Below are 13989 nucleotides of genomic sequence, written 5' to 3'. Positions count from 1 at the left end.
ATAGGCTGGCGTGGAAGCTCGTGCCGCTCCCGATGATGAACCCGCTTGTAACCCCCTTCGCCTCGAGGTCGGTGAGGAGGTTTGCCGCGGAAGCCACCTGGTCGGCGGCTTCGCGGAGCGTGCGGAGAACCGCGTCGGGTCCCTCGGCCAACTCCTTCCCCATAAACTCGCCTTTCCTCTTCTCGGCCACGAGGCTTCATAGCGATACCAGATATAAGCGTTCTCGAGCGGGTGGAGGGGGTTGCGCGTGATAGTGGGGCTGGGGGTTGACATCGAATCGGTGGATCGGTTTAGGAGGATGAGGAGGGAGGTTTTCCTAAGAGTCGTGAAGAGGGTTTTGACCGAGAACGAGGAGAGGTACTGCTTCGGTAGAGCCGATCCCTACCCTCACGTTGCCGCGCGCTTCTGCGCAAAGGAGGCGTTCGCGAAGGCCTTGGGGTTTGAGAGGGCCTGGCTGATACCGTTCAAGGACGTTGAAGTGCTCGGCTCACCCCCTCAGCTTACAGCCAGGGGTAGAGCTGCGGAAGCATTGAGGGAAAAAGGCGCACGATCCGTCCTCGTCAGCCTATCCCACACGAGCGAGTACGCGGTCGCTGTCGTCGTGCTCGAGGCTTAGCCCGCCTTCACCCTGCCCGAGGCCCTCAGCTTCTCGATCACGTAGGCGATCGCTTGGCCGACGGTCTGGTTCTTCTCCACGTCCTCGTCGGGGACCTCTATGCCGAAGGCGTCCTCGATCTCAGCGACGAGCTCTATCGTGGTTATCGAGTCGGCACCCAGGTCGTCTATGAAGCGGGTTTCAGGCTTCAGCTCCTCGGGCTTAACCCTGTAGATCCTGGCGATGATCTCCTTCACCCTAGCCTCGATCTCCCTCTCGGATAGCATGCTCTCGACCCGCGGGCATCGCGTATCTTATATCCCTTTCTCCCTTTCCAGCTTCTGCTGGTACAGCTGTATGTAGTGCTCCCTTTCTTCCCGCGTTGCCTCGTACAGGTGGCTCAGCATCCTGGCCTGCGGCTCCGTCAGCGTCCTACCCCTCCTCCTCATAACCTCCTCTGCCGTTCTCAGCATCCTCCGCAAGCCCGGACCCTTGCTTAGCCTGCCGTTGATGTACCAGGTGAAGGAGGGTATGTACTTGGGCGATATGTCGGGGGCTAGCACGTTGCACATCACGCCGACAACAGCCCCCGTGTTGAGCAGCGTCCCGATGCTGGTCTTCGTGTGGTCGCCGATGAAGCTGCCCACCTTCTGACTGCCCGTCTTGACGGGCTTCCCGTTTATGTAGACTTCAACCTCGCTGTAGTCGTTCTTCAGGTCGCTGTTTGTCGTCAAAGCGCCGAGGTTGACCCACTCCCCGACGTAAGCGTGGCCGAGGAAGCCGTCGTGGTACTTGTTGCTGAAGCCGTGGATGATCGACTCCTCCACCTCACCACCAACCCTGCAGACGGGGCCTATCGTGATCCCGCCCCTGAGGCGGGCCATGGGCATGATGTAGGTCTCCTCACCTATGTAGGTCGGCCCCTCGATGTAGGTGAACGGGTATACGCGGGCCCCCTCGGAGATGATGACGGGGCCGTGCTCCGCGTCGATCACCACGTTGGGGTAAACGACGGCTCCGGGAGCGATGTAGACGTCCTCCTTCTCGCCGAGCAGCTCGATGTGCCCCTTAATCTTGCCGTGCACGCCCCCTTTGCCGAGCCTCGCGAAATCGCGCTTTATCGCATCCGGGTTCTCGAAGATGAGATCCCAGGGCCAGTTGGCCAGCTTCGCCTTAACCTCCTCCCTACCCAGCTCCTCGGACAGCCTTGCGACCAGCTCCGGGATGGGCAACCCCCTGTACCTCTCGAGCGTCGCCTTCTTCGCCCTGATGAAGACGACCTCGCCGCCGCTGACGCCCACGTACTCGTCCTTTACGTCGACCTTCTCCCCCGCGTGGATCCAGCGGCCGTTGAGGAGTAGCACGTCGTCCGGTGGGAGCTGGTTGATCAGGAAGTTCGGGTGCCTCTCCCTCAGCACCTCGGTCAAGTACTCCCTCGCGTGGAGGCTGACCTCAGCCCCCCTCCCGAAGGCTGCTAGGAGCTTCTCGAGGATCGTTGTGGCGCCGACCCTGAGCTCGTAGACGGCACGCGTCATCGTCAGGGGGTGGAAGTTCGCGGCCTTCCCATCCTCAAACACGCAGACTCTCATGCCCCATCACCGGTCAAAAACAGGCTATGCTATTAAGCCTTGTTTTTTAGGGTTCTGCGGAGAACCATTAAAGCCTCCTCTGCAATGGCCAGCTCCTCGTTGGTGGGTATGACGAGCACCTTCACCCTCGAATCATCCCTGCTGATGATTCCGCCGTGCTGCTCCGGCTGCTCGTTCTTCACGGGGTCGAGGATGATCCCCAGGTTCTCGAGGCCCTCGAGGATCATCCTCCTCATCGCTGGGCTCCTCTCCCCGATGCCCGCCGTCATGACGATCGCGTCGGCTCCGTTCATGACGGCCATGTAAGCCCCGATGTACTTCTTCACCCTGTGGGCGAACACCTTCAGGGCCCTCGCCGCCCTCTCGTCCCCCCTCTCGCTCGCCTGCAGGAGGACCCTCACGTCGTTCGAGATCCCAGAGAGGCCGAGCAGCCCGCTCCTCCTGTTGAGGAGGTCGTAAACCTCGTCCGCGCTCAACCCCTCCCACTTCATGAGGAAGTAGAAGATGGAGGGGTCGATGTCCCCGCACCTCGTCCCCATCACGAGGCCCTCGAGCGGGGTCAACCCCATGCTGGTTTCAACGCACTTGCCGTACATGACGGCAGCGACGCTCGCTCCGCTGCCCAGGTGGCAGGTGATCAGCTTCAGCTTCTCGAGCGGCATACCCAGTAGCTCAGCCGCCCTCCTGGCCACGTACCGGTGGCTGATGCCGTGGAACCCGTACCGCCTTATCCTGTACTTCAGGTAGTACTCGTACGGTATCGCGTACAGGTACGCCTCCTCGGGCAGCGTGGAGTGGAAGGCCGTGTCGAAGACGGCTACGTGCAGGGCGTGGGGGAACACGCTCTTCGCAGCTCTGATGCCCAGCAGGTTGGCCGGGTTGTGGAGGGGGGCCATCCTCGCGTACTCCTCTATGACCCGCTCCACCCGCTCGTCGATCACCGAGGATTCGCGCATTTCGCCTCCGTGGACCACCCGGTGGCCGACGGCTGCGATCTCCTCCGGCCTCGCGATCACGCCCAAGCTGGGGTCGCTGAGGACCCTGAGGATGTGCTGGAGGGCTTCCCCGTGGTCCCGGATTCTCGCCTCGTACCTCAACCCGCCCCTCGGGCCCCTGTAGTCGACGTACGAGACTTCCTCCCCGATCCTCTCGACGATCCCCCCGGCCAGCTCTACGAGGGCTTCCTCGCAGTCGTAGACCCTGAACTTCACCGTGGAGCTGCCGCTGTTCAAGACGAGGATCTTCACCCCTCCCTCACCGCCCCCGCTATGGCCGAGACGATCGCGATGACGCCCACGATGTCCTCCACCGTCGCCCCGCGGGAGAGGTCGCTGGCCGGCTTCGCGAAGCCCTGGAGTATGGGGCCGTAGGCTCTAGCCCCAGCCAGCCTCTGCACCAGCTTGTAGGCTATGTTGCCGGAGTTCAAGTCGGGGAATATGAGCACGTTCGCCCTCCCGGCGACGGGGCTCTCACCCTTCACCTTCCTCCTCGCGACCCCCGGGTCCAGCGCCGCGTCAGCCTGGAGCTCCCCATCGATGAGGAGCGTCGGATCCTTCGAGCGCGCGATCTCCAGCGCCTTCAAGACCTTGTCGACGAGCGGGTGCGACGCGCTACCCTTCGTGGAGAAGGACAGTAGGGCGACCCGGGGCTCCCAGCCCAGCAGCCACCTAGCGCTCCTCGCCGTAGCGATCGCGATCTCGGCCAGCTGCTCGGGAGTGGGGTCCACGTTGACGGCGCAGTCGGCGAAGATGAGGCACCCATCCTCCCCGCCCGCGTAGCCAGGGATCTCCATCAGGAAGAAGCTGGACGGCGTTGAAATGCCCGGCTGGAAGCCGATCGTGAGGGCGCAGGCTCGTATGACGTTAGCGGTCGTGTTGATGGCTCCCGCAACCATCCCGTCCGCTGCCCCCTCCCGCACCATCATCGCGGCGTAGAAGAGCTCCCTCCTCATCAACTGCCTAGCCATCCCCAGCCGATCCTCCCCGTAACCCCTCAAGGCCAGGTACCTGCGCGCGTACAATTCCAAGCTCTCCGGGTCGGGTTCGACGACTTCAACCCCCTCCAGGTCCAGCCCCAGCCTCCGGTAGACCTCCTCCACCACCCTCCTCTCGCCGACTAGGACGGGCGTGGCCACCTTCATGTCGGCAGCCCTCCGAGCGGCCGCAGCTATCCTCTCGTCAGTAGCCTCGGGCAGAACGATCCTGGATCGGTATCGCCTAGCTCTCTCGAAGATCCTCTCCATGACAGGTGAGGGCTTGCTCACGCTTGCAACAACCAAAAACTCGTTTAAATGCCTACTTCCTCCTCAACACGCGCCTAGAGGGGGCTGAAGGTCAAGATCGAAGTGCGTGTTCAATCCCTCAAAAAATTCTTTTAGGCCTAAAATCGGGTTTGCGAGAATGGAATCCGCTCCGCCATCGAAGGGCCAGAAGGGGGGCAAAGCGCTTCTCCTCCCGCTTCGCGCTCACCGGACTGGATTCTACCCGTACGCTCCCAGAGCCTGCAGGGCTACTTCGGCGAGCATTGAGGCTCCGAAGTAGACGACGAGGAGCGCCAGCGCGGCGAGGATCACCCTGTAGGCTTTCGTGTTCATCCGGCTGAGGGAGCCCGCGGCCGCCACGATGGTTAGCCAAGCGTAGTCGAGCCAGACGTGCGTCAGGTAGAAGGCGAGGATGCCGGCTCGCCCGCCCTGAAGGGCTTCAGCTACCAGGGGTGAGCCCACACCCAGCCACCAGACGATGAAGAAGGGGTTGAAGAGCGAGAGAGCAACCCCGGTGGCGAGCGGCCCCCTCATCCTGTGAGATTCCTTCGGGTCGAGGTTGGGCTTCAGGGAGGATGTTAGCGTGAGGTAGCCGAAGAAGAGCATGAAGGCTCCGCCCGCCACTCCCAGGAGGAGCCTCGAGGCGGGGCTATCGAGTAGGCCGCCGAGCCCGTAAGCGATGGAGAGGACGAGGGGGAACTCGACGATCGTGTGGCCCACCGCTACCCCGACCCCGGCTTTCCAGCCCTTTCTAGCCCCCAGGGCGGCTGTCGCGGCTGTTAGGGGCCCAGGAGCTAGGGCTCCGGAGGCGCTGACGGTTACAACCTTGAAGGCTAAATCCAGGTTCACTGGTGTAGGTTTCTATGCATCCCACTTATATGCTTAGAGGAGGCCCTTCCTCTCGAGGAGCCTGATCGCCTCGAGGAAGCCCCTGTAGAAGTCGCCTTCCACCGTGTACGTGGCCTTCTCCCTAACCCGAGCGGGAGCGTTGGCGAGCGCTACGCTTACGCCGGCGACCTCGAACATCGGGATGTCGACCTCGCTATCCCCGACTGCTGCGACCAGGGATGGGTCGATGTTCAGCATCCTGCAGGCCTCCAGTAGGCCTCGAGCCTTATTGACCCCCTTCCTGTGGACGTGGATCGCCCAGCCGCTATCGACGACCTCGAACCCCCTCGGCTCGAGGACGCGCGCAGCCCTCTCCACAGCCTCCTCCCGGCTCAGGTTGGGCGGCGGGTGGAAGGCTAGGTCGACGAACCTGAACTCGTTCTGCCAGCTGTTGAGGAGCACGCCGTTCAGCTCCTCCCCGACGATCTTGAGGATCGCCTCTTTGTCCTCGATGGGTGCTAGGAGCCTATAGTCGCCTCTAAACCCCACTACCCCGCCGTTCTCGGCGACAGCCAGCCTAGTGACGGGCAGGTAGTAGGCCAGCGTTGATACAGCCGGGTAGGAGGCCCCCGAGACGATCAGCACGCTAACGCCCCGCTCTCTCAGCATCTCCAATGCTCTGACCACTTCGTGGCGGATGACGCCCTTCTCGTCCGTTAGAGTCCCGTCGAGGTCTACAGCGAGGCAGGAGATCCGACCCATGCAGGGCCGCAGGCTAGTCTCTACGGGGTTGATTAGGGTTTCTCCTCAAACTCCACCTTCAGCTCCAGGGCTTCGCTCCGCTGGATCGCGGCCAACTCCGCGTTTACACGCTCGATGAGCTCCCCGAGCTTCCTCCGGCTCAGCTCCCTCGTCTCGTGGCCGATGAAGTCGACCGCCCTCGTGCCCCTAGCGGCTCTCGCGTAGTCGCTCAACCTCTTGAAGAGAACCTTCACCCCGTACTCGTCGGGGTGCAGAGCCATCGGGGAGTTGGGGTCGATGGTGTAGGGGATCAACGGGTAGATTGCGGTGCACCGCTTGCCCTCGAGCAGCTTGGCTGCGAATCTCGGGATGTCCAGCGCGCTCCTCTCGGTTTCACCGGGTAGACCTAGGAGGAAGAAAACCTCCACGAGTGCTCCCACCTTTTCGGCCGCTGCTAGAGCCTTCTCGAGCGCCGCGTTCGTGAAGTACCTCTTAGCTCTGAAGCGCACCTCCTCGCTTGCGGTTTCCGGCGATACTGCGACGTCGAGGGCCGCGAAAGTCCTTGAGGCCTCCTCGAGGAGGGGTTTCGAGGGCAACCTGAAGCTCTCCCAGTACACCTTCAGGTCCAACCCCCTCTCACGAACCTCCCTGTGAAACGCCTTCCACCACCGCTCGCCCAGGATTTGGGGGTCGTGGGTCAGTCGAGCGATCCTAACCCCCATCGAAGCCAGCTCCTCCAGCTCGCTCGCGACGAGCGCAGGGCTCCTCGAGGCCAACCCCCACCTCCCCATCGCTAGCTTGTAGCCCTCCCTCGAACCCCCGCAGTAGATGCAGTCGAAGAGGCAGCCCCTGGCCAGCGCAAGCCAGAAGTGCGGCTGTTGGGCCGCGATGGGCCCGTGGAGCCCAACTTGCAGGTACTCTCTAGCGTGCCTCATCACCTTAAGCCCTTCAACGTACCTCAACCCCTCGAGGCTCGGGGGGCTGCTCAAGCCCCCATCGATCCACCTCCTCCCCACCCTCACGTAAAGGCCCCTCCAATCCTCCGGCTCCACGCCGCGGATCGCGTACTTGAGGTACTTCAGGAGGGCCTCCTCCCCCTCCCCCAGCACAACAGCGTCAACGCCGCTCGCAGCCACCTCGCGCGCGAACAGCGTGGCCGTCATACCCCCCACTACGACCTTAGCGGAGGGGTTGAGGGTTTTCAGCAGCCTTACGGTGCTGAGGGCTCCGTCCGCGTGGACGAACCAGTGTAGTGAGACAGCGTAGACTTCAGCTTCGAGCCCCTTGATCACATCCGCGTACCGCTTACCGGTGAGGGCGGACTCGAGTGGTATGTTCACGATCTCCACATCGAAGCCCTCCGCTAGAGCACGCGCTGCCAGCGAGAAGACCCCGACGGGTGCAATCGCGAAAGGGTTAGCTCCGGGGGTTAGCGTGGAAGGAGGGTGGATGATGACGGTGTCCCTCGCCATGCTCGCTCTCCCCTCCTCCTTAAATAGTAGGCATATTGAAAAAGCTTAAAGGCACGTATGTGGGGTGCGCGCCGTGGGCGTTGAACGCCTTGAGAGCGGTTTAACGTGGAGGGCGATGGCAATCGTCGCGATGGCCGCTCTCGTCTTCGTTCCTGCAAGCACCTACCTCTACCTGGTTACGGGCGCCACGCTGGGTGTTGTCGGCACGTACGCGATGCTGATGATCTTCGCCTACATCATGAGAATGCTCGGCTTTGAGCTGAGACCCCAGGAGGTCTTCGTCACCTACGTGGGCGTGGCAGCGGTCGCGGGCCTCGCATCCACCTCCTACTTCCTCATCATCTACAGGATGTACTTCGTTGAGAGCCCTATCGCCCGCTCCTACTACATAGGCGGGGTCCCCCTGTACGAGGCGGTCCCCGAGTGGCTGGCCCCACCCCTCGGCTCAAGGGCGTACCTAGTTCGCACGTTCTTCCAGCCGGATCTCGTCAAGCCGATCGCCGCCTGGACGGTAGCGATGGTCCTTACTGTGCTCGCCGAGCTCTCCCTAGTCATACTCGCCTCTCACGCTTTTGTGGAGGTTCAGAAGCTCCCCTTCCCCTTCGCCCAGGTCGACGCAACGATCGTCACCGCAATCTCCAGCGGCGAGCGCTTCCGCGAGCTGGTCAAGTACCTGATGCCCGGCTTCTACACGGGGCTCGTCTACGGGCTGATCCTCTACCTTGGCCCCTTCCTCGGCTTCCCCATAATCCCCCTACCCTTCATCGACTTAACCCGTTTAACTTCCGCAACCCTGCCCGGGGCTGTGATCGGTGTAGCGACGAGCCTTACGGCCTGGGTAGGGGGGATGGTCGTACCGTTGGGGATCTCCTCGGTAGCCTTGGCAACATCGGTGGCTGTCTGGGTCTTCGGCAACTACCTCATCCTGACGAACCCCTCGCTGAGGGTGATTTTCCCGGAGTGGGCCATGGAGTACTACCAGGGGATGGATCTCGTCAGGGTGCTGCAGAGGTCTCAAGTCAGAGTTTGGCTCCCAATCCAGATCGGCGCCGCGCTCGGCTTCGCAGCCCTCGTTCTAGCCAAGTACAGGAGAGCCTTCGGTACAACGGCTAGGGCCATCTACCTGTCGATCAAAGGGGCCGGCAGGGAGAGCGTTTTCCCCCCGCTCCGCCTCGCGCTAGCCCTCTACCTAGCCGCGACGCTCACCTCCGTCGCCGTCTTCCACTACCTGATCCCCGGCTTCCCTCTCGCAATCCCGCTCGTGATGTCCCTGGTGGTCGGCACTCTGATGGGCTTTGTTTCCGCCTCTGTCGTCGGTGAGAGCGGAGCCTCCTTCTCCTCACCACCGTTCCTCTGGCACACGATCGTCTACCTGACGCCCGCGCAGCACCTCTCCCCGAGGGAGGCGTACTCCGCCTTCGTCTACCCGCCCGTCATCGCAGGCTCTATGACCGGCGGTGGCGCTCAAGTGATGAAGGCCGCGCTGCTCACTGGCACAAAGCCCTCTGACGTCATCAAAGTGTGGATTCTCGCCTTCGCGTTAGGGGTTCTCATCAACCTTCTGTCCCTGGACATGCTGTGGAGGATCGCGCCTATACCGAGCAGCGCTTACCCGAGCACCGTCATCTCGATGCCGGCGACGGCGATGATCGACGCCCTCCTCGTCACAAGGGGGTTGAGGATCGAGCCCGGGATACTGATGGGCTCGGCGGCGGGAGCCGTGATGATGGCGGCCCTCGTCGAGGCCCTGGCAAAGCTGCTCAAGGTTGGGGTCTCCTCCTCCGGCCTCCTGCTCGGCCTCTTCACTCCCCCCGTAACGGCGATACCGATGTTCACCGGCTCAGCGCTCGGCTGGCTGGTGTTGCGCCGCAGGTTTAAGGAGCGCTGGGAGCAGGCCCGCTACGCGATTGTCGCCGGGACTTTGATAGGGGAGGGGTTGGCGGCTACAATAGCTATAATAGGCTTAATGCTGTCGAAAGCCTCGTGGCTCTGGCCGTGGTGAGGGGGATGCGGCGCAACACCCCTATTATTGCGCTCGCAGTCCTGCTGCTGTCGCAGGCCCTGCTCTTCGCACAGCCCCCGCAGGCATCGGAGCTCGAGAGGCTTGAAGCCCTGCTCAACGCGCTGGATCCCAGCGCTGTACAGCGGCACGCTACCACGATCTCGGGCTTCGGGTCGAGGCTGACGGGCTACGAGGGTTACAACAGGACATTGGAGTACATTGTAGCCACGCTGAGGAGCTACGGGCTTGAACCAGTGCTCCAACCCTTCCGGGTTCTGGTTCCATGGGACGCGGGGAGCACCATCCGAGTGCCCGAGCTGGGCGTCGAGATCAGGGCTCACTGCGTCTGGCCGAACGGGCACGTGGGAACGTGGAGCGTCAGAGGGCTTCGCGGCAAGCTGGTCTACGTGGGTAGGGGGGAGCTGGAGGACTTCGAGGGGAAGGAGATCGAGGGGAGCATCGTCGTCATGGACTTCGCGAGCTTGGGTAACTGGAGGAACGCGGTCAAGCTGGGGGCGAAGGCCGTGATCTTCGTCGATACCGGGGGAGGAGATAGGTACGAGGCTTACACGAAGTTCGAGTGGTACGCCTTCTACCCCTTCGTGAGGCTCTACGTGTCGGGCGGGGAAGCGCGCAGGTTGATCGAGCTGGCCAGGAGGGGGTTTGAGGCGGAAATCGACTCGAAGCTCGAGTTGAGGGCTGTCACGGCGTACAACGTCCTGGTCAGAGTTCCAGGCCGGCGGGAGGGCGAAGCGATCATGGCGGTAGCCAGTGTCGACGCGTGGTCCGTCGTCCCGGCCATGGCGAGCAGCGTGCAGGATGCTGTGAACGTGGGCCTGCTGCTGGAGCTCGCGAGGATCGCCAGGCAGGCTCAGCTGGAGAGGTCGCTGTGGATCGCGTTCCTCTCCGGCCACTGGCAGGGCTTGGCTGGCGCCCGGGCTCTAGCTGAGAACTTCACGAGGGACCCCGATCTGACCAGCGGGAGGACCGTGGTCTGGTACGTGGTGGGAATCGACCTATCCGACGACTTCCCCGGCGTCTCCCTCATCTACATGGGGCACTTCTACCGTGCGGGCAGGGCACTCTTCACGGCGAAGTACAGCTGGATCCAGGAGGTCGTTGGAACCCAGCTCTCCAGCTTCCTCAAAGGCTACCTGCAGCGCAGGAACCTCATCCCGGCTAACCTGTTGGGCGCGATCGACACGCTCGGCCTCGTCAGGGAAGTCGACCTTGTTGAAGGCCCCGATTGGAGCTGGAGCGGCACGATGGCGACCCCCTACATCCTCGACACTGAGCCATTCGTTGTGGCTGGGATGGCCGGCTTCACGATAAGGACCCAGTTCAGCTACAGGAACTGGGAGGGTGTTCCCGGCGCCACTAGCATGCGCTGGGAGTACGTCCTACCCCAGCTCTACCAGGCTTCCGCTGTAGTGCTGTACGCCGCGATCGCTGAGGCTGTCAGGCTCACTCCCGCCAGCGTGAGACCCACGCGCTTCACGGGGCTGGGTGGGGGTGGCGCAGCGGGAGTCATGTTCTGGGGCTTGATAACCTTCCGGGTTAGCGTAGCCTCCTTCAACATCACAGCCGGCTGGTACACGCCCGTGCAGCACGCTGTCGTCAGGGTTTGGAGCTACCCGCACGACTACCCCTTCGCCTCCGCGCTGGCGCTCACGGGAGCTGACGGGGTCGCTGAGATCGTTGGGCTCGCTCCCCAGGGCGTCTGCTACTGGAGGATCGACGCTGTGCGGATCGACCCCGACGGCGTCTACACCGTCGATTTCGGCGTCTACGGAGTCCAGCCGGCAGCACTTGTTGTAGGCGCGCTGCAGGACCCGATGCCGGTCTTCGTCCCAGTCTTCAAGGGTGGGGTGCTGGTTCTAGCCGACCTTGTTTCACCGCGCCTCTTCAGGGCGGGGGCTGCCGACGATCCGAGGATGGGCGGGATCAGGACTTGGTACAGCCTGGGTAGGGAGGTTAGAGTCTACGAGGTGGGGACGAGGGCGGAGCCCATGTTCTGGGGCGTTTACGGTTTACCGCAGGACGAGGTCGTCCTGGTCTCAGCGCCAATCGGTTCGAGGATCGTTGTTGCCGCAAAGCCGGAGAACCCACCGCTCGAGCCTAGGCCGGTCGTACTGCTGGCGAACTCCAGCGAAGCTGAGCCTGAAGGGGTGGGAGTGCTGGTCGAGCCGGGCTTCACGGTAATCTCGAGGCCGGCTCTCGCGTACGCGATCGACCTTTACCGAACGGCGAGGTACAGGTACGAGCAGCTCAGGGGTAGGATGGTGAGGAGGTTGAGCGCTGAGGTCTACGAGGCGAGGGCTGGCGAGTACATCCAGCGCGCCCTAGAGGCCTACCGGGAGCACAGGTACGCGGAGGCCTACAGGTACTCGCTCCTCGCCCTATCGTACGCCGCCCGCTTCTACTCAGACGAGGTCATGCCCCTCTACGACGAGATTGGGAGGACAGCCGTGCTCATGCTCTTCCTCTTCCTACCCTCAGCCTTCTTCCTGGAGCGCCTACTGGTGCACGGGGAGGGCATGCGGAGGATCCTGTCCACGCTGGCGATCGGCGCTGCAGCCGTGCTCCTCTTCTCGCTCGCGCACCCAGCGCTCAGCGTTCTCGCGAACTCCGCGATGGCGGTGATGGCCGTGGCGATCCTGCTGGTCACCTTGCTGCTCTTCTACGTCTTCTTCAGCGAAACTTCGAGCGCGCTGCTCTCCTACGCCGAATCGAGGATCGGAGCCCACGAGTTCAGGAGGGAAGAGGCGGCTGCAGCTCTCTTGGCCATCTCGACGAGCTTGGAGAACATGAGGAGGAGGCCGCTCAGGACAACCCTCACGCTGCTGACAATAATCGCCGTTGCGACCGCCGTGGTTGCGCTCACCTCGACCTCCCCCACCGTCTACGTGTCTACATCGGCTAGGGCGGCCCAAGCCCCCTACGAGGGTGTCCTGGTGAGAAGGGGGTTCGGCGTCCTGCTAGACGTACTCAGTCCATTCACAGTTGAAGCTGTGAAGGGGCTGGCACCCACCGGTAGCGTGGCCCCAAGGCTGTGGTACTACCCAGTCTCGGTCAACAAGGTTGGCCCGTACGGGTTAGTCGTCAGTGAAAGGGGTAGTCTCGCGGTCCAAGCGGTGTTGGGCCTCGAACCCATTGAAGCCGAAGCCCTTCTTCGCGGAGCCCTGGAGAGCGGCTCGACCCTCGGGAGGGGCCAGGTTTACGCCTGCCTCCTGACTTCATCGCAAGCCAGGCTGCTAAACGTGAGCGTGGGCGATGCGGTGGAGTTCATGGGTTTCAAGCTGGTCGTCGTGGGCGTCCTAAGTGACGAAGCGCTGCTAGGCTTGCCGCGCGACCCCGACGGGTACTACTACGTGCCGATCGACCCAACCTACTCGAACGTCCTCTACGGCTTCACCTTCGGGGGAGGCCAGATATCCCCCACACCTCTCTCCTGGGACCGCGTGCTGATAGTCAGCGGCAGTTTCGCCGCCAAGCTGGGAGCGTTCATCAACAGCGTCAGCGTGGTAATGCCCGGCGCTAGCAGCAGCGACCTGCTGAACCTGGCCGGAAATCTGTCCCACGTGCTGGACGCTGGTGTCTACGCTTACGTGAACGGGACCTCCTACTCCACGAGCAGGCTCTTCGGCTACGCCTTCCTCGGCTGGGAATCCGTCGGCCCGCTGCTGGTGCTGGGCGGCATCAACGTGGTGGCGACGCTGCTCGCCGCGGTTTACGAGAGGACGAGGGAGCTCTACGTGTACTCCTCGCTCGGCCTCTCACCGCGCGGTGCAGCCCTGATGTACCTCGTTGAGTTCCTCGTCTACGGCTTCATCGGAGCATTCGTTGGCTACATGGCCGGGTGGATGGCGTCACGCTGGTTCATGGCCGCAGGCCTCCTACCGGAGACCTTTGTGTTCAACTATGCATCAGCTTCGGTGGCGCTCGCGATGGCTGCGATCGTCGCTGTCTGCGCAGCTGCCTCAGCGTACCCGGCGATCAAAGCCGCGCAGCTGATCACTCCCTCCCTCGAGAGGGTTTGGAAGCCGCCGACAAAGCCGAGGGGGGACGTCTGGGAGCTCACCTTCCCGCTCAGGCTGATCTCGAGGGAGGAGGCTCTCGGTCTGCTCAACTACCTTAAGGAGTACTACCTCGGAGCGGGCTACTACAAGCCTAGCCACAGAATTGTTAGCGTAGGCGAAATCGATGCTTCTAACCTCGAGCTCAAGCTGAGAGTCCTACTCACTCCCACTGAGAGCGGGACAGAGCAGGAGGTCTCGATCAAGGTTATTGAGCAGCCGGGCCGGAGGTACAGCGTAGCAGTTGCGGCCCGCTTCCTCGGGGGGTCGAGAGCCGTGTGGACGAGCTCCAACATCTACTACCTCGACGACTTGAGGAAGCAGCTTCTCCTCTGGGTTTCGCTTCCCGGAAAAGAGAAAAGCAAGTACATGCGAGAAGCTAAACGTATTTAAATTTATTCACAAATTCATTATGATGGTGAATGA

11 protein-coding genes are annotated in these 13989 nt (G+C 62.6%); 3 read left to right on the top strand and 8 right to left on the bottom strand.

The features are described from left to right. The coding region (locus QXF46_06870; GenBank protein ID MEM0226582.1) for a hypothetical protein at nt 1-190 on the bottom strand (190 nt) is incomplete at its 3' end. Between the two features lie 57 nt (nt 191-247). Here QXF46_06870 and acpS point away from each other — a divergent pair. Then, on the top strand, nt 248-616 hold the full coding sequence (acpS, locus tag QXF46_06865) for a holo-ACP synthase (GenBank protein MEM0226581.1): 369 nt from the start codon (nt 248-250) through the stop codon (nt 614-616). Here acpS and acpP read toward each other — a convergent pair. The 7 genes from acpP to QXF46_06830 form a co-directional block, all read right to left on the bottom strand. Then, on the bottom strand, nt 613-882 hold the full coding sequence (gene acpP / locus QXF46_06860) for an acyl carrier protein (protein ID MEM0226580.1): 270 nt from the start codon (nt 880-882) through the stop codon (nt 613-615). The two genes, acpS and acpP, sit on opposite strands and share 4 nt — an antisense overlap. Before the next feature lie 27 nt (nt 883-909). Continuing rightward, complete coding sequence (locus QXF46_06855; GenBank protein ID MEM0226579.1) at nt 910-2184, bottom strand: putative sugar nucleotidyl transferase; 1275 nt, start codon at nt 2182-2184, stop codon at nt 910-912. Between the two features lie 32 nt (nt 2185-2216). Further along, entirely contained in the window at nt 2217-3431 is a 1215-nt protein-coding gene (locus tag QXF46_06850; GenBank protein MEM0226578.1) for an acetate kinase, read from the bottom strand. Then, entirely contained in the window at nt 3428-4447 is a 1020-nt protein-coding gene (pta, locus tag QXF46_06845) for a phosphate acetyltransferase (GenBank protein MEM0226577.1), read from the bottom strand. The genes QXF46_06850 and pta overlap by 4 nt, the downstream gene beginning before the upstream one ends. A gap of 216 nt (nt 4448-4663) precedes the next feature. Continuing rightward, complete coding sequence (locus QXF46_06840) at nt 4664-5293, bottom strand: LysE family transporter (GenBank protein ID MEM0226576.1); 630 nt, start codon at nt 5291-5293, stop codon at nt 4664-4666. Nucleotides 5294-5326: 33 nt separating this feature from the next. Further along, complete coding sequence (locus QXF46_06835) at nt 5327-6034, bottom strand: phosphoglycolate phosphatase (protein MEM0226575.1); 708 nt, start codon at nt 6032-6034, stop codon at nt 5327-5329. 32 nt (nt 6035-6066) lie between these two features. Next, nucleotides 6067-7485 (bottom strand): cobalamin-dependent protein, encoded by a 1419-nt coding sequence (locus QXF46_06830; GenBank protein ID MEM0226574.1) that lies wholly within the window; start codon nt 7483-7485, stop codon nt 6067-6069. 73 nt (nt 7486-7558) lie between these two features. Between QXF46_06830 and QXF46_06825 the strand changes: the two genes are divergently transcribed. Together QXF46_06825 and QXF46_06820 are read left to right on the top strand one after the other, a co-directional pair. Continuing rightward, the gene (locus tag QXF46_06825) at nt 7559-9487 is read left to right on the top strand and encodes an OPT/YSL family transporter (protein ID MEM0226573.1); all 1929 of its coding nucleotides are present in this window, start codon (nt 7559-7561) and stop codon (nt 9485-9487) included. Further along, nucleotides 9469-13956, top strand: a complete 4488-nt coding sequence (locus QXF46_06820) for an FtsX-like permease family protein (protein ID MEM0226572.1) — start codon at nt 9469-9471, stop codon at nt 13954-13956. The genes QXF46_06825 and QXF46_06820 overlap by 19 nt, the downstream gene beginning before the upstream one ends. Nucleotides 13957-13989 lie beyond the last annotated feature (33 nt).

This window comes from Thermofilaceae archaeon, from assembly GCA_038731975.1.
GTDB lineage: Archaea > Thermoproteota > Thermoprotei > Thermofilales > Thermofilaceae > JANXEW01.
The sequence above is the reverse complement of the archived record's forward strand: the minus strand, read 5'-3'. Positions and strand labels throughout refer to the sequence as shown.